This is a genomic window from Pseudomonas citronellolis (assembly GCF_029335315.1).
GTDB lineage: Bacteria > Pseudomonadota > Gammaproteobacteria > Pseudomonadales > Pseudomonadaceae > Pseudomonas > Pseudomonas citronellolis_A.
This window is the reverse complement of record NZ_JARJLT010000106.1, coordinates 33,537-52,200: the sequence shown is the minus strand read 5'-3', so window position 1 is coordinate 52,200 and position 18,664 is coordinate 33,537. Positions and strand designations below refer to the sequence as shown.

Below are 18,664 nucleotides of genomic sequence, written 5' to 3'. Positions count from 1 at the left end.
GCACCTGCGCGCCGGACGCATCGACGGCTTCTGCGCCGGCGGCCCCTGGGGCGCCCTGGCCATCGACGAGAACCTCGGTTTCAGCGTGACCACCAGCCAGGCGATCTGGCCCGACCACCCGGAAAAGGTCCTCGGCGCCACCCGCGCCTTCGTCGAGGAATGCCCCAACGCCGCCCGCGCCCTGGTCATGGCGCTGCTCGACGCCAGCCGCTTCATCGAGGCCAGCGACGCGAACCGCCGCAGCACCGCGCAACTGATCAGCGGCAGCGACTACGTCAACGCGCCGCTGGCGAGCATCGAGCCGCGCCTGCTCGGCCACTACCAGGACGGCCTTGGCCACGCCTGGAAGGACGCCCACCCGCTGCGCTTCCACGGCGAAGGCCGGGCCAACCAGCCATGGCTGTCCGACGGCCTCTGGTTCATGACCCAGTTCCGCCGCTGGGGCCTGCTGCGCGAAGAGCCGGACTACCTCGGCATCGCCCGCCAGGTGCAGCAGCAATCGTTGTACCGCGAGGCCGCGCAGGCGCTGGGCGTCGCCGTGAGCGACAACAGCCTGCGCAGCTCGACCCTGGTCGATGGCCGCGTCTGGGACGGCAGCAACCCCGCCGGCTATGCCCGCGGCTTCGCCCTGCACGCGCTCGGCGACGCCTGAGGGAGGAGCGAAGATGCTGCGAATCCTGCTGGTCAACGACACCACCAACAGCGTCGGGCGCCTGCGCGCCGCGCTCATCGAAGCCGGCTTCGAGGTGCTCGACGAGTCCGCCACCCGCCTCGACCTGCCGAGCCGGGTCGAGGCCCTGCAGCCGGACGTCATCCTCATCGACAGCGACTCCCCCGGCCGCGACGTGCTCGAACAGGTGGTGCTGGTCAGCCGCGACCAACCCCGCCCGATCCTGATGTTCACCGACGAGCACGACCCCCAGGTGATGCGCCAGGCGATCCGCTCCGGGGTCAGCGCCTACATCGTCGAAGGCATCCAGGCCGCGCGCCTGCGGCCGATCCTCGACGTCGCCATGGCCCGCTTCGAGAGCGACCAGGCCCTGCGCGCCCAGTTGCACGCCCGCGAGCAGCAACTGGCCGAGCGCAAGCGCATCGAGTTGGCCAAGGGGCTATTGATGAAGATGAAAAGTTGTCCCGAGGAAGAGGCCTACACCCTGATGCGCCGCCAGGCCATGGGCCGCCAGCAGAAGCTGGTGCAGGTCGCCGAGCAGATCATCGCGATGCACGAAATGCTCGGGCAGTGACGCGGCCACTGGCCAGCGGCGGCACCGGGCGATCAGTTCGCCAGCGCCGCTGCTGGCCCCCTTCGCCGGCGCCGCGGCCTATGCTCCGTCGGCCCCGCCGACTCGGCGCGGGCCACTCGCTTCCGCCCTCGCGGAAGCCCGCAGTGGGCGCGCGCGGCCAGGTACCCGGGCGCCCATCCGTCCGCGCCGGCGCGCCGGCCCGAAAGAGGCACCCCATGCTCGACCTCAGCACCTGGAACCTCAGCGTTCCCACCGATCCCAGGCCCATCGACGTCACCACCCAGCAGATAGAGCGTGGCTACAAGAGCCTCTATTTCACCCGCAACAGCATCCAGGTTCGTTTCTGGGTCCCGGTCACCGGGTCGCACACTTCCGACAGCGTCTACCCACGCACCGAGCTACGCGAAACCCTGCCCGACGGCTCCATCCACGACTGGTACTACCGCTCGGCCGACAACGAGCTGCGCGCGACCCTGAGCGTCGAACAGGTACCCTCGAAGAACAAGGTGATCATCGGCCAGATCCACAGCAAGTCGCCCGATAGCGGCGATGGAGAACCCCTGGTCAAGCTGCAGTACCACTACATTCCAAGCCAGCAAAGCGGGCGTATCGAAGCGCTGGTGCGCAACCATCCCGACGACTCGGCAAGCGTCAACGTCGCGCTCCTCGACAACGTCGAGCTGGGCGAGCGCCTGACCTACAGCCTGCGCGTCACCTCCTCGGGCAACCTGGGCATCCGCGTGCAGAGCGCCGACGGCAGCGAGAAATACTACGGCAAGACCCTCAGCAGCACCTGGTCGAAGCAGTTGCTGTACTTCAAGGCCGGCGCCTACATCGCCGACAACTACGGCCCCAGCGACGAAGGCGCGCGGGTGACCTTCTACCACCTGAACCTCGCCCACCGCTGAAATCACCCGCAGGCGGGATGCCCAAGGCGGGCCGCCAGGGCCTAGAATCGGCCTCGCCCCTTCACCGATTCACGCAAGGTATCCATGGCCCGCCTCGACCTGCAGTTCCCCGAGGAACTGTTCTGCTACCAGACCCAGCTGACCGTCCGCGTCACCGACATCAACGGCGCCCGCCACCTGGGCAACGACTCGATGATTTCGATGATCTCCGAGGCCCGCGCGCGCTTCCTGTTCGACTTCGGCGTCAGCGAGAGCGTCGGCGCCGACGACATCGGCATCATCGTCACCGACCTCGCCACCACCTACCGCGCCGAGGCCCACGCCCGCGACCACCTGCTGTTCGAGGTCGGGGTGATGGACTTCAACAAGTACGGCGGCGACATCATCTTCCGCATCACCCGCCCGGCCGACGCCACCCTGGTGGCCATGGCCAAGTCCGGCTTCGTGTTCTTCAACTACCGCCAGCGCAAGGTGGTGGCCATGCCCGAAGCGATGCGCACCGCCTTCCCGGCGGTCAACTGGGTGGGCTGAACGCCCCATCGCCGGGCGGCCCGCCCGGCACGGCGCCCCATGATGGTTCGCGCCCCGCAGCAGCCTGAACAGGCAACTCGCTGATTTTCCAGGATATTCGACCTTGGCCCGGCCCTTGCTGTGGCCTCGTTGGTGGTGGTCAACGGCGATCACCCCGCTCACACGACAAAGGCGTCGCTTCCGCACCTGCCCCGGCAGGCCGCGGAGCGGCGCCTTTTGCGTTTCACCCCGGCGTTGGGGTGTGCGGGACCCGAACCCATGCGCGACCGCCACCACTGGCGGCGCGACGACTTCCTGACCGTTGCTGACGAGGTACCCCATGAACACCAGCTTCTGGAAAGCCGGCCACGCGCCGACGCTGTTCGCCGCCTTCCTCTACTTCGACCTGAGCTTCATGGTCTGGTACCTGCTCGGCCCGCTGGCCGTGCAGATCGCCACCGACCTGCAGCTGACCACCCAGGAACGCGCCCTGATGGTCGCCACGCCGATCCTCTCGGGCGCCCTGCTGCGCTTCGTCATGGGCCTGCTGGCGGATCGCTGGTCGCCGAAGAGCGCCGGCCTGCTCGCCCAGGTGATCGTCATCGCCAGCCTCGCCGGCGCCTGGACGCTGGGCATCCACGACCTGCGCGAGGCGCTGCTGCTCGGCGTGCTGCTGGGCATGGCCGGGGCGTCCTTCGCCGTGGCCCTGCCGCTGGCCTCGCAGTGGTACCCGCCGCAGCACCAGGGCAAGGCCATGGGCATTGCCGGCGCCGGCAACTCCGGCACCGTGTTCGCCGCGCTGTTCGCCCCCCTGCTGGCCGCCGCATTCGGCTGGCAGAATGTCTTCGGCTTCGCCGTGATCCCGCTGCTGGTGGCCCTGGCGGTGTTCGCCCTGCTCGCCCGCAACGCCCCCGAGCGCCCGGCGCCCAAGGCCCTGGGCGACTACCTCAAGGCCCTCGGCGACCGCGACAGCTGGTGGTTCATGTTCTTCTACAGCGTGACCTTCGGCGGCTTCCTCGGCCTGGCCGCCACCTTGCCCGGCTACTTCCACGACCAGTACGGCCTGGACCCGGTCAAGGCCGGCTACTACACCGCCGCCTGCGTCTTCGCCGGCAGCCTGATGCGCCCGCTGGGCGGCGCCCTGGCCGACCGCATCGGCGGCATCCGCAGCCTGCTGGCGATGTACACCCTGGCCTCGATCTGCATCGCCGCGGTCGGCTTCCACCTGCCCAGCGCCATGGCCGCCCTCGGCCTCTTCGTGGTCGCCATGCTCAGCCTCGGCGCGGGCAACGGCGCGGTGTTCCAGCTGGTGCCGCAGCGCTTCCGGCAGAGCATCGGGGTAATGACCGGGCTGATCGGCATGGCCGGCGGTATCGGCGGCTTCTGCCTGACCGCGGGCCTGGGCGCCATCAAGCAGGCCAGTGGCGACTACCAGCTGGGCCTGTGGCTGTTCGCCGCCCTCGGCGTGCTGGCCTGGTTCGGCCTGCACGGCGTCAAGCGCCGCTGGCGCACCACCTGGGGCAGCGCCGCAGTCACCGCCGCCCGGGTCTAGGCCTTGGCACGGCACGTTTGTAGGAGCGCGCCATGCGCGCGAATCGCGGGCATGGCCCGCTCCTACGGGGGGATCGCATGAGCCTGACCCTGAGCGTCGCCCACGCCAGCGCCAAGGGCCCGCGCGCGGAGAACCAGGACGCCCTGCGGGTGGTCACCCCGCCCGCCGAGCTGGCCGCCAGCAAAGGCCACCTGTTCGCCCTCGCCGACGGCGTCAGCCAGTGCGCCGACGGCGGGCTGGCGGCGCGCCTGAGCGTGCAGGCGCTGGCCAACGACTACTACGCCACCCCGGAAACCTGGGCCATCGCCCAGGCCCTGGATCGCCTGCTGCTCTCGCAGAACCGCTGGCTGCAGGCCAACGGCGGCGGCCAGCCGCTGCTGACCACGCTGACCGCGCTGGTACTGCGCGGGCGGCGCTTCACCCTCGCCCACGTCGGCGACTGCCGCCTGTACCGCTGGCGCGATGGCGCACTGGAGTGCCTGACCGAGGACCACGTCTGGGAGCAGCCGGGCATGCAGCACGTGCTCAAGCGCGCGCTGGGCCTGGACCAGCACCTGGTGGTCGACTACCGCGACGGCGAGCTGCAGCCCGGCGAAAGCTTCCTGCTGGTCAGCGATGGTGTCTGGGCTACCCTGGGCGACACCGGCATCCGCCGCATCCTCGGCGACGCCAGCGAGCCGCGCGGCGCGGTCGAGGCGCTGGTCAAGGCCGCCCACCTGGCCGGCAGCCAGGACAACGCCAGCGCCCTGCTGGTGCGCGTCGACGCCCTGCCCGCCAGCGGCCTGGGCGACGCCCTGGCGCAGCTGCAGCAATGGCCGCTACCGGCGGAACTGCGCGAAGGCCAGGCCTTCGAGGGCTGGCGGGTCGAAGGCCGCCTGGCGCGCTCGCGGCAGTCGCTGCTGTACCGGGTGCGCGACGAGCAGCAGCGCCCCTGGCTGCTGAAGACGCTGCCGGAGGAACTGCACGACGACCCGCAGGCCAGCCAGGCCCTGCTGCTGGAAGAATGGTTCCTGCGCCGCGTGCAGGGCCGCCACTTCCCGGAACTGCACGGGCTGCCGCAGCGCCAGCACCTGTACTACGCGATGCGCGAGTACCCCGGCCAGACCCTCGCCGAGCGTCTGCGCCAGGGCCCGCTGGGCCTGGCCGAATGGCAGCGCCTGGCACCGCGCCTGCTGCGCGCCCTCGGCCAGCTGCATCGGCGCAACATCCTGCACCGCGACATCAAGCCGGAGAACCTGCACCTGGGCGAGGACGGCGAGCTGCGCCTGCTGGACTTCGGCCTGGCGCACTGCCCCGGCCTGTCCCGCGAGCGCGACCACGAACTGCCCGGCACACCCTCCTACCTGGCCCCGGAAAGCTTCCAGGGCGCCGCCCCAGCGCCGGCCCAGGACATCTACGCCGCCGGGGTGACCCTCTACCAGTTGCTCTGCGAGCACTACCCCTACGGTGAAATCGAAGCCTTCCAGCACCCGCGCTTCGCCACGCCCACGCCACCCAGCCGCTACCGCCCCGACCTGCCCGCCTGGCTCGACGCCTGGTTGGCGCGCGCCGTGGCCGCCGCGCCGACGCAGCGCTTCGAGACCGTCGAGGAAGCCCTGCTGGCGCTGGACCAGGGCGAGCGCCAGGCCGGCATCGGCCAGCGCCCGCGCGCCTTGCTGGAGCGCAACCCGCTGGGCTTCTGGCGCGGCCTGGCGCTGGTCTCGCTGCTGGCCAACCTGGCGCTGCTGGCCTGGCTGCTGCGCCACTGAACGCGCACCAGCCCGGCCCGCGCCCGCCTCATTCCGGTGCAAACCAGCCGCCGGCGACGAGCCGAAGCCCGCCAAACGCGGGCCCTGGCGAGTTGGCACGGCCTCTGCAATAGCCCTGGCAACAATCTACAAAAGCGCGTCCCTCAACGAAGAGGCTCGCACTTCCCGATCGGTCGGGACTTGGACAAAGGCGTCCTCGCTGGGTAACCAGCGGGACGCCTTTTTTGTTTTCCGTGATTTTGTGCAGGAGAACCCTGGCATGAAAAAGCTCAAGCTCGTCCTGATCGGCAACGGCATGGCCGGCATCCGTACCCTCGAAGAACTGCTGAAGATCGCCCCGGACCTCTACGAGATCACCGTGTTCGGCGCCGAGCCGCACCCCAACTACAACCGCATCCTGCTCTCCCCGGTGCTGGCCGGCGAGCAGACCTTCGAGGACATCGTCCTCAACGACCTGAACTGGTACAGCGAGAACGGCATCCGCCTGCTGCTGGACCGCAAGGTGGTGAAGATCGACCGCCGCCTGCGCAAGGTCTACGCCGCCGACGGCAGCGAGGCGGACTACGATCGCCTGGTCATCGCCACCGGCTCCAACCCCTTCATCCTGCCGGTGCCGGGCAACCGCCTGGACGGTGTGATCGGCTACCGCGACATCGCCGACACCCAGGCGATGATCGACACCGCCAGGACCCACAGTCACGCGGTGGTCATCGGCGGCGGCCTGCTCGGCCTGGAGGCCGCCAACGGTCTGCGCCAGCGCGGCATGCAGGTCACCGTGGTGCACCTCTCCGACTGGCTGCTGGAACGCCAGCTCGACCGCACCGCCGGCAAGCTCCTGCAGTCGGCGCTGGAAGCGCGCGGCATCCGCTTCCGCCTCAACACCGTCACAGACGAGCTGATGGACAACGGCGACGGCCGCGTCTGCGCGGTGCAGTTCAAGGACGGCGACGTGGTCCCGGCCGACCTGGTGGTGATGGCCGCCGGCATCCGCCCCAACACCGAGCTGGCGGAAAAGTCCGGCATTCCCTGCAACCGCGGCATCCTGGTCAACGACACCCTGCAGACCTACGACCCGCGCATCTACGCCATCGGCGAATGCGCCAGCCACCGCGGCATCGCCTATGGCCTGGTGGCGCCACTGTTCGAGCAGGCCAAGGTCTGCGCCAACCACCTGGCCCAGTTCGGCTTCGCCAGCTACAAGGGCTCGGTGGTCTCGACCAAGCTCAAGGTCACCGGCATCGACCTGTTCTCCGCCGGCGACTTCATGGGCGGCGAAGGCACCGAGACCATCACCCTCTCCGACCCCATCGGCGGCGTCTACAAGAAACTGGTGATCAAGGACGACGTGCTGGTCGGCGCCTGCCTCTACGGCGACACCGCCGACGGCGGCTGGTACTTCCGGCAGATCCGCGAGAACCACAACGTGGCCGAGACCCGCGACCACCTGATGTTCGGCGAGAGCAGCCTGGGCGACGTCGGCCACCAGGGCCAGAGCAGCGCCGCGAGCATGCCCGACAGCGCCGAGGTGTGCGGCTGCAACGGCGTGTGCAAGGGCACCATCGTCAAGGCCATCCAGGAAAACGGCCTGTTCAGCGTCGACGAGGTGAAGAAGCACACCAAGGCGGCGAGCAGCTGCGGCTCCTGCGCCGGGCTGGTGGAGCAGATCCTGATCAGCACCGTGGGCGGCGCGGCGGACGTCAAGCCGAAGAGCGAGAAGGCCATCTGCGGCTGCAGCGAACTCAACCACGGCCAGGTGCGCAAGGCCATCCGCGAGCAGCACCTGACCTCCATGGCGGCGGCCATGCGCTTCATGGACTGGAGCACGCCCAACGGCTGCGCCACCTGCCGCCCGGCGCTGAACTACTACCTGATCTCCACCTGGCCGGGCGAGGCCAAGGACGATGCGCAGTCACGCCTGATCAACGAACGCGCCCACGCCAACATCCAGAAGGACGGCACCTACTCGGTGGTGCCGCGCATGTGGGGCGGGGTCACCAACCCAGCCGAACTGCGCCGCATCGCCGACGTCGCCGACAAGTACCAGGTGCCCATGGTCAAGGTCACCGGCGGCCAGCGCATCGACCTGCTGGGGGTGAAGAAGGAAGACCTGCCGGCGATCTGGAAGGACCTCGACATGCCTTCCGGGCACGCCTACGGCAAGTCCATCCGCACCGTGAAGACCTGCGTCGGCAGCGAGTTCTGCCGCTTCGGCACGCAGAACTCCACGCAGCTGGGCATCGATCTTGAGCACGACCTGTTCAACATGTGGTCGCCGCACAAGGTCAAGCTCGCCGTCTCCGGCTGCCCGCGCAACTGCGCCGAGGCCGGCATCAAGGACATCGGCATCATCGGCGTGGACTCCGGCTGGGAGCTCTACATCGGCGGCAACGGCGGGATCAAGACCGAGGTGGCGGAGTTCTTCGTCAAGCTCAAGACCGCAGACGAGGTGCGCGAGTACAGCGGCGCCTTCCTCCAGCTGTACCGCGAGGAAGCCTTCTACCTCGAACGCACGGTGCACTACCTGCAGCGCGTGGGCATGGCCCACATCAAGCAGGCGGTGCTGGACGACGCGCAGAACCGCCAGGCGCTCAACGCCCGCCTGCAGTACGCCCTGTCGCTGGAGCAGGACCCGTGGCAGCAGCGCATCGAGCAGCCGCGGCTGAAGAAGGAATTCGAACGCATCCCCGTCGCGCAACTGGAAACCGTCTGACCGACTACCGGAGAAGCCCCATGAACTGGCAAGACATCTGCGCCCTGGAAGACATCGAGCCGCTGGGCTCGCGCGTGATCGCCGCCCCGCGCGGCGACATCGCCCTGTTCCGCACCGCCGACGACGAAGTCTTCGCCCTCGACGACCGCTGCCCGCACAAGGGCGGGCCGCTGTCCCAGGGCCTGATCTTCGGCAAGCGCGTGGCCTGCCCGCTGCACAACTGGCAGATCGAACTGGACAGCGGCAATGCCGTGGCCCCCGACGTCGGCTGCGCCCACCGCCACCCGGTGAAGGTGGAGAACGGCCGCGTGCTGCTGGCCCTGAAAGACCTCGCCGCCTGCGCCTGAGGCGGCCACCACACGGGAGAGCGCCATGAGCGAACGCCAAGTCACCGCCAGCACCTGCTGCTACTGCGGCGTCGGTTGCGGCGTCCTGATCGAGCACGACGGCGAGCGCATCCTCGGCGTACGCGGCGACCCGGAGCACCCGGCCAACCTCGGGCGCCTGTGCAGCAAGGGTTCCAGCCTGCACCTGAGCGGCGACCTCGCCGCCCGCGCGCTGTACCCCGAGCTGCGCCTGGGCAAGGGCCTGGCGCGCGCCCGGGTGGACTGGGACAGCGCCCTGGAACACGCCGCCGGGGTGTTCGCCGCGACCCTGCGCGAACACGGCCCGGACAGCGTGGCCTTCTACGTCTCCGGGCAACTGCTCACCGAGGACTACTACGCCTTCAACAAGCTGGCCCGCGCCCTGGTCGGCAGCAACAACATCGACAGCAACTCGCGGCTGTGCATGTCTTCGGCGGTGGTCGGCTACAAGCGCAGCCTCGGCGCCGACGCCCCGCCCTGCTGCTACGAGGACCTGGAACAGAGCGACTGCGTGCTGATCGCCGGCAGCAACATGGCCTACGCCCACCCGGTGCTGTTCCGCCGTCTGGAGGCGGCCAAGGCGGCGCGGCCGCAGATGAAGGTGATCGTCATCGACCCGCGGCGCACCGACACCTGCGAGCTGGCCGACCTGCACCTGGCGATCCAGCCGGGCACCGACGTGGCGCTGTTCCACGGCATCCTCCACCTGCTGCTCTGGGAAGGCTGGGTCGACCGCGCCTACATCGAGGCGCACACCCAGGGCTTCGACGAACTCAAGGCCCTGGTGCGCGACTACGGCCCGCTGGCGGTGGCGGAAATCTGCGGCATCGCCGTGGAAGACCTGCAGCGTTGCGCGGAGTGGATCGGCCGCGCGCCCAGCTTCCTCTCGTTGTGGTGCATGGGCCTGAACCAGTCCAGCGCCGGCAGCGCGAAGAACAGCGCGCTGATCAACCTGCACCTGGCCACCGGGCAGATCGGTCGCCCAGGCGCCGGGCCCTTCTCCCTCACCGGCCAGCCCAACGCCATGGGCGGACGCGAAACCGGCAGCCTGAGCAACCTGCTGCCCGGCCACCGCGACGCCGGCGACGCCGCCCATCGCGCGGAAGTCGCCGCCTACTGGGGCGTCGAAACCCTGCCGGAAACGCCCGGACTGACCGCGATCGAACTGTTCGAGGCGGTGCGCGACGGGCGTATCAAGGCGCTGTGGATCGCCTGCACCAACCCCGCGCAATCCCTGCCGGACCAGGCGCGCGTACGCGATGCGCTCGCGGCCTGCCCCTTCGTGGTGGTGCAGGAAGCCTTCGCCACCAGCGAGACCTGCCGCTACGCCGATCTGCTGCTGCCGGCCGCCAGCTGGGGCGAGAAGGAAGGCACGGTGACCAACTCCGAACGCCGCATCAGCCATGTGCGCCGCGCCATCCCGGCGCCCGGCGAGGCCCGCGCCGACTGGTCCATCGCCTGCGATTTCGCCCGGCGCCTGGAGCGCCGGCTGCGTCCCGGCCAGCCGAGCCTGTTCGATTTCGCCGAACCACAGGCGCTGTTCGACGAATACCGCCCGCTCACCCAGGGCCGCGACCTCGACCTGGGCGGCGTCAGCTACGCCCTGCTGGACGCCCGCGGTCCGCAGCAATGGCCGCTGCCGGAGGGCGCCAGCCAGGGCCTGAAGCGCTTGTACGCGGACGGCACCTTCGCCACCGCCGACGGCCGCGCGCGCTTCATCGCCGAGACCTACCGCGCCCCGCAGGAGCGTCGCGAGGCGCGCTACCCGCTGATCCTCAACACCGGCCGGCTGCGCGACCAGTGGCACGGCATGACCCGCACCGGCACCGCCGCCAGCGCCTTCGGCCACGTCGAGGAGGCGCGCCTGGGCCTGCACCCGGCCGAACTGCGCCGCCGGCGCCTGGTGGATGGTCAACTGGTGCGCCTGAGCAGCCGTCGCGGCAGCCTGGTGCTGCCGGTGCAGGCCGACGACGGCCTGCTGCCCGGCCAGGCCTTCCTGCCCATGCACTGGGGCGAACGCTTCCTCAAGGGCCTGGGCGTCAACGCCCTCACCCTGCCGGCGGTCGACCCGCTCTCGCGCCAACCGGAACTCAAGCACGCGGCGGTCGAAGTGAAGCCCGTCGAGCTGCCCTGGCAGTTCTACGCCCTGGTCGAAGGCGAGGTGCAACGACGCTTCGAGGCGCTGCGCCCGCTGTTCGACGACCTGGACTATGCCGGCTTCAGCCTGATCGGCCGCGAACGCCCGGCCCTGCAGATTCGCGCCGCCCACGCCGGGCCGCCGGACGCCGGCTGGCTGCAGCGGGTCGACGGCCTGCTCGACCTGCTCGACGGCCCGGTGCTGGCCTACGACGACCCGCGCCGCGTGCAGGGCAAGCGCGTGCGCCTGGACGGCGGGCGCATCGCCGGCCTGCGCCTGGCCGGCAGCGGCATCGCCGGCGACTGGCTGAAAGCGCTCTGGGAGTCCGCCGAGAGCGACCCGGACCTGCGCCGCAAGCTGCTCGCCCCGCCCGGCGCGCAGGCGGCGGCCAGCGACAAGACCCTGTGCAACTGCATGAACGTGCGCCTGAGCCAGGTTCGCGAGGGCGCCGCGCGCGGCCTCGACCTGGACGGCCTGAAGCGCGAGCTGGGCTGCGGTACCCAATGCGGCTCCTGTGTTCCCGAAATTCGGCGATTGCTGGCCAGCGAAGCCGGCGCCCTCGCCGCCAACGCCTGAGGAGATGAACATGAGTGGAAAAGTCTGGCTGATCGGCGCCGGCCCCGGCGACCCGGAACTGCTGACCCTGAAAGCCGTGCGCGCCCTGGCCGGCGCGCAGGTGGTGCTGATGGACGACCTGGTCAACCCGCAGGTGCTGGAGCACTGCCCCGCCGCGCGCGTCGTTCGCGTCGGCAAGCGCGGCGGCTGCCGTTCCACGCCCCAGGACTTCATCCAGCGCCTGATGCTGCGCTACGCCCGCCAGGGCCTGCGGGTGGCGCGCCTGAAGGGTGGCGATCCGTGCATCTTCGGCCGTGGCGGCGAGGAAGCCGCCTGGCTGCAGGCGCGCGGCATCGCCTGCGAACTGGTCAACGGCATCACCGCCGGCCTCGCGGCGGCCACCGGCTGCGGGATATCCCTGACCCTGCGCGGCGTCAGCCGCGGGGTCACGCTGGTCACCGCGCACACCCAGGACGACAGCGAGCCGGACTGGTCGGCGCTGGCCCGCAGCGGCACGACGCTGGTGGTCTACATGGGTGTGGCGCGCCTGGCCGAGGTACGCGACGGCCTGCTGGCTGGCGGCCTGCGCGGCGACATGCCGGTGGCGCTGATCGAGAACGCCTCACTGCCGCAGCAGCGCGAATGCCGCAGCGACCTGGCGCGGATGCACGCCGACGCCGCCGCCTTCGGCCTGCGCAGCCCGGCGATCCTGGTGATCGGCGAAGTCGCCGACGCCGCCGCGCTGGAGCTGGCGCGCAGCGCCTGAACGACAGTTCCGAAACCTGGGGCGGATAACCGTTCGCGGTTATCCGCCGCCGGCCGTGCAACCGATGCGTCTGGCGTGGCCGGGCAATCCAATCGCGGAGCAACTCCGCCCTACGCCCGTGCGTCCCGGAACCGTAGGAGCGGACTCCGTCCGCGATTCGCGCGGATAACGCCGTAGACGTCATCCGCCCTACGGATTTCCGACGGAATTGAGCTGCGGCTCCGCAAAAGAGCCCCTCTCCCCCCGCCTGCGCGACCCGCCCCAACGGTTGGAGACCGGAGCTCGGGACCAGGAACCACAAGGCCTGAGCGAACTTTTTCGCGGGCAAAGAAAAACCCGGCCGAGGCCGGGTTTTTCTTCGAAGCTCAGGCCAATTACTGCTGTTTGGCTTGGGCTTCTACTTCAGCTTCTACGCGACGGTTAACGGCACGGCCTTCGGCAGTGGCGTTGTCGGCAACCGGACGGCTCTCGCCGTAGCCGACTGCGTTGACGCGGCCGCCTTCGACGCCGTACTGGTTGACCAGCACGTCACGAACGGCGTTGGCACGACGCTCGGACAGCTTCTGGTTGTAGGCGTCGGTGCCGACGGAGTCGGTGTGGCCTTCAACGGTGGTGTTGGTCGACGGGTACTGCTTCATGAAGTCAGCCAGGTTCTTGATGTCAGCGTAGCTGTTCTCTTTGACCTTGGACTTGTCGAAGTCGAATTTCACGTCCAACTGAACGCGAACCACTTCAGCCACGGCCGGGCAGCCGTTGGCGTCAACGGTGACGTTGGCCGGGGTGTTCGGGCACTTGTCGACGTTGTCGCAGACGCCGTCGTGGTCTTCGTCGGAGCAGACTTCAGCAACCGGCTCGGGAGCCGGGGCAGCCTTGGTGCCGCCGCCGAAGTTCATGCCGACGCCGACGCCGGCCATCCACTCGCCCTGGTGGCCGTTCTGGCGCTGTTCCAGGCCGTACTGGCCGTCGAGGCTGGCCTTGGCGAAGAAGTTCTCGGTGAAGTAGTACTTCAGACCGGCACCGATGTTGGCCATGGTCAGGTTCTGACGGCTGCCGTTTTCGCTGTTGACGTTGGTCAGGCTCTGGTGACCGATGCCGGCGGAAACGTACGGGCGCAGGCCGACACCCGGGGTGCCGAAGTGGTAGATGGCGTCCAGGGAGGCCAGGTTGCCGTGGACCTTCTTGTTGCCGCTCTCGTAGGTGCCACGAATGTCGTGGTACTCGCCGTAGGACAGGGCCAGTTCGACGTCGTCGGTCAGGAAGTAGCCGACGGAGCCGCCGTACAGGTCGCCGTTCTTCATGTTGCGAGTGCTATCGGTGAAATAGCGCTTGCCGAAGGCCTCGGCTTCAACCGCGCCTTGGCCTTGAGCGAAAGCATTCACTGCGGAGGCGGCGATCAGGGAGCCGATCACGACGCCGAGGGTGTTCTTCAGTTTCATCCGTTAAATCCCCATCTTGGTGGTCAGTAAGCCGATGACCGCCGACAAAAGGCAGGCCAAGCAACTTGCGGGCAAGTTTATCAGAACTTGCAAATTAGAGAGACAACATTTACCCAACTATGTTTCGGATATCCCCGAAAACTTTTCCCGCAGCCGGTCGAGTGCGCGTTTGTATCGCATCTTTGTCGCACTCAGGCCCATGTGCATGATGTCGGCGATTTCCTGGAATTCCAGCTCTGCGACAAATCGTAGCACCAGAATTTCCCGATCGATGGGATTCACATGTACCAGCCATCGGTCCAGTCCGCCTCGCTCCTCGACTTTCGGCGTCTTCTCCTCGGAAGCTTCCTCCACCGGATCGAGACTCAGCGCATCGAGCAAGCGGCGCTTTCGCCGCTCCTTGCGATATTGAGTAATGCACTCGTTGTAAGTGATGCTGTACAGCCAAGTTTTGAACTTCGACTTGCCTTCGAAGTTCTTCAGACCATACAACACCTTGAGCATGACTTCCTGACACACGTCATCGGCGTCACGATCATTGCCGAGATAGCGTGCGCAGACGTTGAACAGCGTGCGCTGGTAGCGACGCATCAGTTCCTCGTACGCCCGTGTCACATGGAACAGCTCGTCGTGAGCTCGCTCCACCAGCTCCTCGTCGGTGAGCTGGCGCGGGTCGTAGCGCTGGGACAGTGGTTGCGGCTTGTTCAAGTCAGGTCGGGCCAGTTCATGTCGGCAACCGACGCGGCTTGCGGCAAGCGGCGTCGGAATAGCACGGGATCATCTCAGCGGCTGGAAACGCGGCGCTCGAGGAGCACGCGGTTGGCAATGGACACCAACTCGCCCTCATCGGTCATCAGAATAGTCTTGATGGTGCCGATTTCTTCGATGATGCCTTCGACATCGTCCACTTTCACTTGTTGTCCGACCTGATACAGCTCGCGCACGTAGATTCCGGCGATGATCTGCCCGGCGACTTCGCGGCTGCCCAGGCCCAGCGCCAGCGCAGCGGCCAGGCCGACGGTGATCAGCACGATGGCGATGATGTAGTTGAGCAGGTCGGTCTTCACCTCGAGCTGGCCGACGGCCACCGAGATGCTGATGATGATCACCAGCCACTGCGCCACCCGGCCCAGGCCGTTGGAGTATTCCAGGCCGACGCCATCGGCGGCGCCGCGCACCAGGCTGTTGACCAACTGCGCCAGGAGCACGCCGACGATCAGCACCAGGGCTGCGCCGAACACCTTGGGCAGGTACAGGGCGAGGACGTCGAGGGTCGCCGAGACGCGCTGCAGGCCGAGGGATTCGGCGGCGGACACGAGGAACACCAGCAGCACGAACCAGTAGACGATCTTGCCGATCAGGGTCGACACCGGCACCTGGATGCCGGCGCGGGCCAGCAGCTTGGTCAGGCCGGTACCGGCCATCAGGCGGTCGAGGCCGAGCTTGGCCAGCAGCTTGGACAGCAGGGTGTCGAGCAGCTTGGCGACGATGAAGCCGAGCAGCACCACCACCAGGGCGCCGAGCAGGTTCGGAATGAACCCGGCGAGCTTGCCCCACAGGGTATTCATGGCGGTCAGCAGGCTTTGCGTCCAGATATCGAATTGCATCGTCAGTCGGCCTTGTCAACGGAAGGGGCGGAATTCTGCGTACGCCGCGATACCGGCGCAAGATGGGCGGCGCCCCGGCTGACGCCGAGGGTCAGGGCTTCCAGCCAGTGCCCCATGAGGCTGAACAGGTCGCCGGCGCCGATCTGGCGGTTGGCGGTTTTCAGCACGCGGCCCAGGCGCGCGTCGTCCTCCGGCTCCTGCGCCGGCATGCGCAACAGATCGCGCAGGGATTCTTCGAATGGGTCGTGCATGGAAAACCTCGGTTTCGTGTGCTGCCTTGACGCAGCCACACCGCCACAAGTCACATCAGAGCCAGCGCAGGCGGCGGAAGACCCACCACTGGAAACCGGCGACGCCGACCAGCAGCACGCAGGCGATGATGAAGCCGTGCGGGGCGCTGGAGCCCGGAATACCGCCGACATTGATCCCCAGCAGGCCGGTGATGAAACTCATGGGCAGGAAAAAGCCGGTGATGATACCAAGAATGTACATGGTCTTGTTCATCCGCTCGGTGATGCGCCGGTGCTCGGCCTCCTGGATCAGCGAGATGCGCTCGCGCACCAGCTCCAGCTCCTCGGTGTTGCGGGTCAGGCGGTTGTACAGCTCGTTCCAGTAGTCGGCGTCGTCGGACAGCGTCCAGGACAGCTTGATCCGCATCAGTTGCGCATAGATGTCACGTTGCGGCGCCAGGTAGCGTCGCAGCCCCGCCGAACGGCGACGCAGGGTGCGCAGCTCGGCCTGGTCGGGCACGCTGCGCTCGTCCTCCTCGATGGCCTCCTCCATGTTGTCCAGCTCGTCGGCCAGGCCGCCGATCAGGGTATCGATCCGGTCGGTGAGGTAGTGCGCCAGGCTCAGCACCAGCTCCGAGGCGTTCTTCGGTCCGCGCCCGTTGGCTAGGTCCGCGCGCACGTCGGCCACTGCCTTGAGTGGCCGCAGGCGCAGCGAGATGACCCGCTGGCTCTCGGCGAACACCCGCAGCGAGACCATGTCTTCCGGCGCCGCGCCGGGGTTCAGGTTGACCCCACGGAGGAACACCAGCAGGCGCTCGGCGCCGAGGTCGACCACGCGCGGGCGGGTCGCCTCCTCCAGCAGCAGGTCGCAGGTGAATTCGTTCAGCCCGCTGACTTCGCGCAGCCAGGACTGAGCCTCGGGGACGCCACGGTCCCAGTGCACCCAGAGGCTTTCCTCGGGCTTGAGGTCGATCAGTTGCAGTTCGCTGCGGGCGATCTGCCGGCCGCCGCCGCGACCATCCAGGACGTAGCCATAGATGAGACCGCGCTCGGTACCGCCTTCGTATTGCTGCATGCCGTGTTCCATGAAATGCCGGGCTCGCCCATTGACCCGTGGCGACGCCCGGCGTTCAACTCACTCGGGCATTTTCAGCGCCTGGGGCGAAACGATGATGCCGTTGTTGTCGGCGTAGACGAACTCGCCCGGGCGGAAGGTGATGCCGCCAAAGGTCACGGCCACGTTGAGGTCGCCGATGCCGCGCTTGTCGGTCTTCATCGGGTGGCTGGCCAGGGCCTGGACGCCCAGGTCGGTCTGCGCGATCACGTCGACGTCACGGATGCAGCCGTAGACCACGATGCCTTCCCAGCCGTTCTTCGCCGCCTTTTCGGCCAGCATGTCGCCCAGCAGCGCGCGGCGCAGCGAGCCGCCGCCGTCCACCACCAGGACCTTGCCCTTGCCGTCGAGGTCGACCTGCTCCTTGACCAGCGAGTTGTCCTCGAAGCACTTGATGGTGACGATTTCGCCGCCGAAGGAGTCGCGACCGCCGAAGTTGCTGAACATCGGCTCGACGACCTGAACCAGTTCCGGGTAGGCGTCGCACAGATCAGGGGTGACGTATTGCATGGAAGACTCCTTGGAGTGTCGGGGGAACGGGCGGCGAACCGACACCCCGGCATTGCGCCTGGAGTGACCGGATCGGCGATTGGCGTCACAGTCTAGCGATTGTCGCGCCGCCCGCCTACGCCCACCGCCCTACTCCGCGGCTTGGCACCTGCCAGGCAAGCGCGGCAATTCTCCGTAGGGCGGATAACGCCTACGGCGTTATCCGCCGTTTTCCGGCGCCTCGGTCGGCGGCGGATAACCGCGAACGGTTATCCGCCCTACGCCGACTCACTCACCCCACGCCCCAGCGGCAGCGCCTGGCGCTCCAGCCAGTATTGCACCAGCGGCCAGACCTCGCGCTGCGCGCCCTTGCTGACCAGCATCTCGACGTGCCCGAAATCTTCCGTGAAGCCCTGCCGACGCCCCAGGCAGAGGTATTCGCGCACCTCGCCGCCGAAGCGCTCGAACAGCTTGCGGCAGGCCCACGGCGGGTCCTGCCGGTCGCCCTCGGCGCTGACCGCCAGCAGCGGTGTGCGCACCTCGGCCAGGCCGCCCCACCAGTCGTTGTCGCGCTCGCCGAAGCGGCCGAACAGGCCGTACCAGCGCAGGGCCTCGAGCCCTAGGCCAATGGGCTCGTCCTCGGGGCCGCGACGCAGGCGCGAACCGGAAATCACGCCCATGCGCCGCAGCAGCACGCGACCGCCCCAGGCCACCGGCGGCAATTTCAGCGCCCAGTAGTCGCGGCTGACCTGGCTGCCGAACAGCGCCACGCTGGCCGCCTGCCCCTCCTCCAGGTAGCCGCCGCCGAGGGCCGCCGCCAGGGTGATGCCGCCCAGGGAATGGCCGAGCCAGTGCGGTGCCCGGCCGCTCTGCTCGACGACAAAAGCGGCGATGGCCGGCAGATCGAAACGCGCGTAGGCGGCGACGGTATTGCGCGAGTAGTCCAGGTTGCGCGGCGACAGGCCGTGGCCGCGCATCTCCGGAATCCATACGTCGAAGCCGGCGCGCGCCAGGTACGGCCCCAGGCCGATGCCCTTGGGCGAATACCAGAAACGCCGGTTGGAGAAGCTGCCGTGCAGCAGGATCACCGGCACGCCGCGTTGCTCGCGGTCCGGCAGGCCCAGGCGGGTGAGCGCCAGCTCGACGCTGGGGTCCGGGCTGTTGTTGGGCTTGAGGCGGTAGACGTCCTCGACGAGGTCGCCACGTAGCTCGGCGCTCTGGAGCGCCACGGGGAAGAGTTCGCTGCTGCTGTGCATGTCGTTGCGGAGGCTGGTACGAAAAAGGGCGGGTGCA

At 68.4% G+C, this 18,664-nt stretch carries 17 protein-coding genes; 10 read left to right on the top strand and 7 right to left on the bottom strand.

All coding sequences use genetic code 11. From position 1 onward, the window contains the following. The 10 genes from P3W75_RS08950 to cobA form a co-directional block, all read left to right on the top strand. On the top strand, positions 1–652 hold a 652-nt coding region (locus P3W75_RS08950), incomplete at its 5' end, for an ABC transporter substrate-binding protein (RefSeq protein WP_276227017.1). A gap of 13 nt (positions 653–665) precedes the next feature. Then, on the top strand, positions 666–1,244 hold the full coding sequence (locus P3W75_RS08945) for an ANTAR domain-containing response regulator (protein WP_276227016.1): 579 nt from the start codon (positions 666–668) through the stop codon (positions 1,242–1,244). A 215-nt stretch (positions 1,245–1,459) separates the two neighbouring features. After that, on the top strand, positions 1,460–2,152 hold the full coding sequence (locus P3W75_RS08940) for a polysaccharide lyase family 7 protein (RefSeq protein WP_276227015.1): 693 nt from the start codon (positions 1,460–1,462) through the stop codon (positions 2,150–2,152). A gap of 84 nt (positions 2,153–2,236) precedes the next feature. Further along, positions 2,237–2,683 carry a thioesterase family protein gene (locus P3W75_RS08935; RefSeq protein WP_276227014.1) on the top strand — a complete coding sequence of 149 codons (447 nt, stop codon included), beginning with the start codon at positions 2,237–2,239 and terminating at the stop codon, positions 2,681–2,683. 319 nt (positions 2,684–3,002) lie between these two features. Next, a complete protein-coding gene (locus tag P3W75_RS08930) occupies positions 3,003–4,214 on the top strand; it encodes a nitrate/nitrite transporter (protein WP_276227013.1) in 1,212 nt (403 codons plus the stop codon). Positions 4,215–4,291: 77 nt separating this feature from the next. Then, positions 4,292–5,962, top strand: coding sequence for a bifunctional protein-serine/threonine kinase/phosphatase (locus P3W75_RS08925; RefSeq protein ID WP_276227012.1), 1,671 nt, complete (start codon positions 4,292–4,294; stop codon positions 5,960–5,962). 259 nt (positions 5,963–6,221) lie between these two features. Beyond that, positions 6,222–8,672, top strand: coding sequence for a nitrite reductase large subunit NirB (gene nirB / locus P3W75_RS08920; RefSeq protein ID WP_276227011.1), 2,451 nt, complete (start codon positions 6,222–6,224; stop codon positions 8,670–8,672). Positions 8,673–8,692: 20 nt separating this feature from the next. Then, positions 8,693–9,019: a nitrite reductase small subunit NirD gene (gene nirD, locus P3W75_RS08915; RefSeq protein WP_276227010.1), complete on the top strand. Its 327-nt coding sequence runs from the start codon at positions 8,693–8,695 to the stop codon at positions 9,017–9,019. A gap of 25 nt (positions 9,020–9,044) precedes the next feature. Further along, on the top strand, positions 9,045–11,750 hold the full coding sequence (locus tag P3W75_RS08910) for a nitrate reductase (RefSeq protein ID WP_276227009.1): 2,706 nt from the start codon (positions 9,045–9,047) through the stop codon (positions 11,748–11,750). Positions 11,751–11,760: 10 nt separating this feature from the next. Continuing rightward, positions 11,761–12,495 (top strand): uroporphyrinogen-III C-methyltransferase, encoded by a 735-nt coding sequence (cobA, locus tag P3W75_RS08905; protein ID WP_276227008.1) that lies wholly within the window; start codon positions 11,761–11,763, stop codon positions 12,493–12,495. 374 nt (positions 12,496–12,869) lie between these two features. Here the strand turns inward: cobA and P3W75_RS08900 are convergent, their stop codons facing one another. The 7 genes from P3W75_RS08900 to P3W75_RS08870 form a co-directional block, all read right to left on the bottom strand. Beyond that, positions 12,870–13,931: an OmpA family protein gene (locus P3W75_RS08900; protein ID WP_276227007.1), complete on the bottom strand. Its 1,062-nt coding sequence runs from the start codon at positions 13,929–13,931 to the stop codon at positions 12,870–12,872. A 117-nt stretch (positions 13,932–14,048) separates the two neighbouring features. After that, complete coding sequence (sigX, locus tag P3W75_RS08895; RefSeq protein ID WP_276227006.1) at positions 14,049–14,639, bottom strand: RNA polymerase sigma factor SigX; 591 nt, start codon at positions 14,637–14,639, stop codon at positions 14,049–14,051. A 74-nt stretch (positions 14,640–14,713) separates the two neighbouring features. After that, entirely contained in the window at positions 14,714–15,538 is an 825-nt protein-coding gene (locus P3W75_RS08890) for a mechanosensitive ion channel family protein (protein WP_276227005.1), read from the bottom strand. Between the two features lie 2 nt (positions 15,539–15,540). Beyond that, complete coding sequence (locus P3W75_RS08885; RefSeq protein ID WP_276227004.1) at positions 15,541–15,789, bottom strand: CrfX protein; 249 nt, start codon at positions 15,787–15,789, stop codon at positions 15,541–15,543. A gap of 55 nt (positions 15,790–15,844) precedes the next feature. Further along, on the bottom strand, positions 15,845–16,843 hold the full coding sequence (locus P3W75_RS08880; protein ID WP_276227003.1) for a zinc transporter ZntB: 999 nt from the start codon (positions 16,841–16,843) through the stop codon (positions 15,845–15,847). A 60-nt stretch (positions 16,844–16,903) separates the two neighbouring features. Continuing rightward, a complete protein-coding gene (gene rraA, locus P3W75_RS08875; protein ID WP_276227002.1) occupies positions 16,904–17,392 on the bottom strand; it encodes a ribonuclease E activity regulator RraA in 489 nt (162 codons plus the stop codon). Positions 17,393–17,649: 257 nt separating this feature from the next. After that, positions 17,650–18,627, bottom strand: coding sequence for an alpha/beta fold hydrolase (locus tag P3W75_RS08870; RefSeq protein WP_276227001.1), 978 nt, complete (start codon positions 18,625–18,627; stop codon positions 17,650–17,652). Between the last annotated feature and the right edge of the window lie 37 nt (positions 18,628–18,664).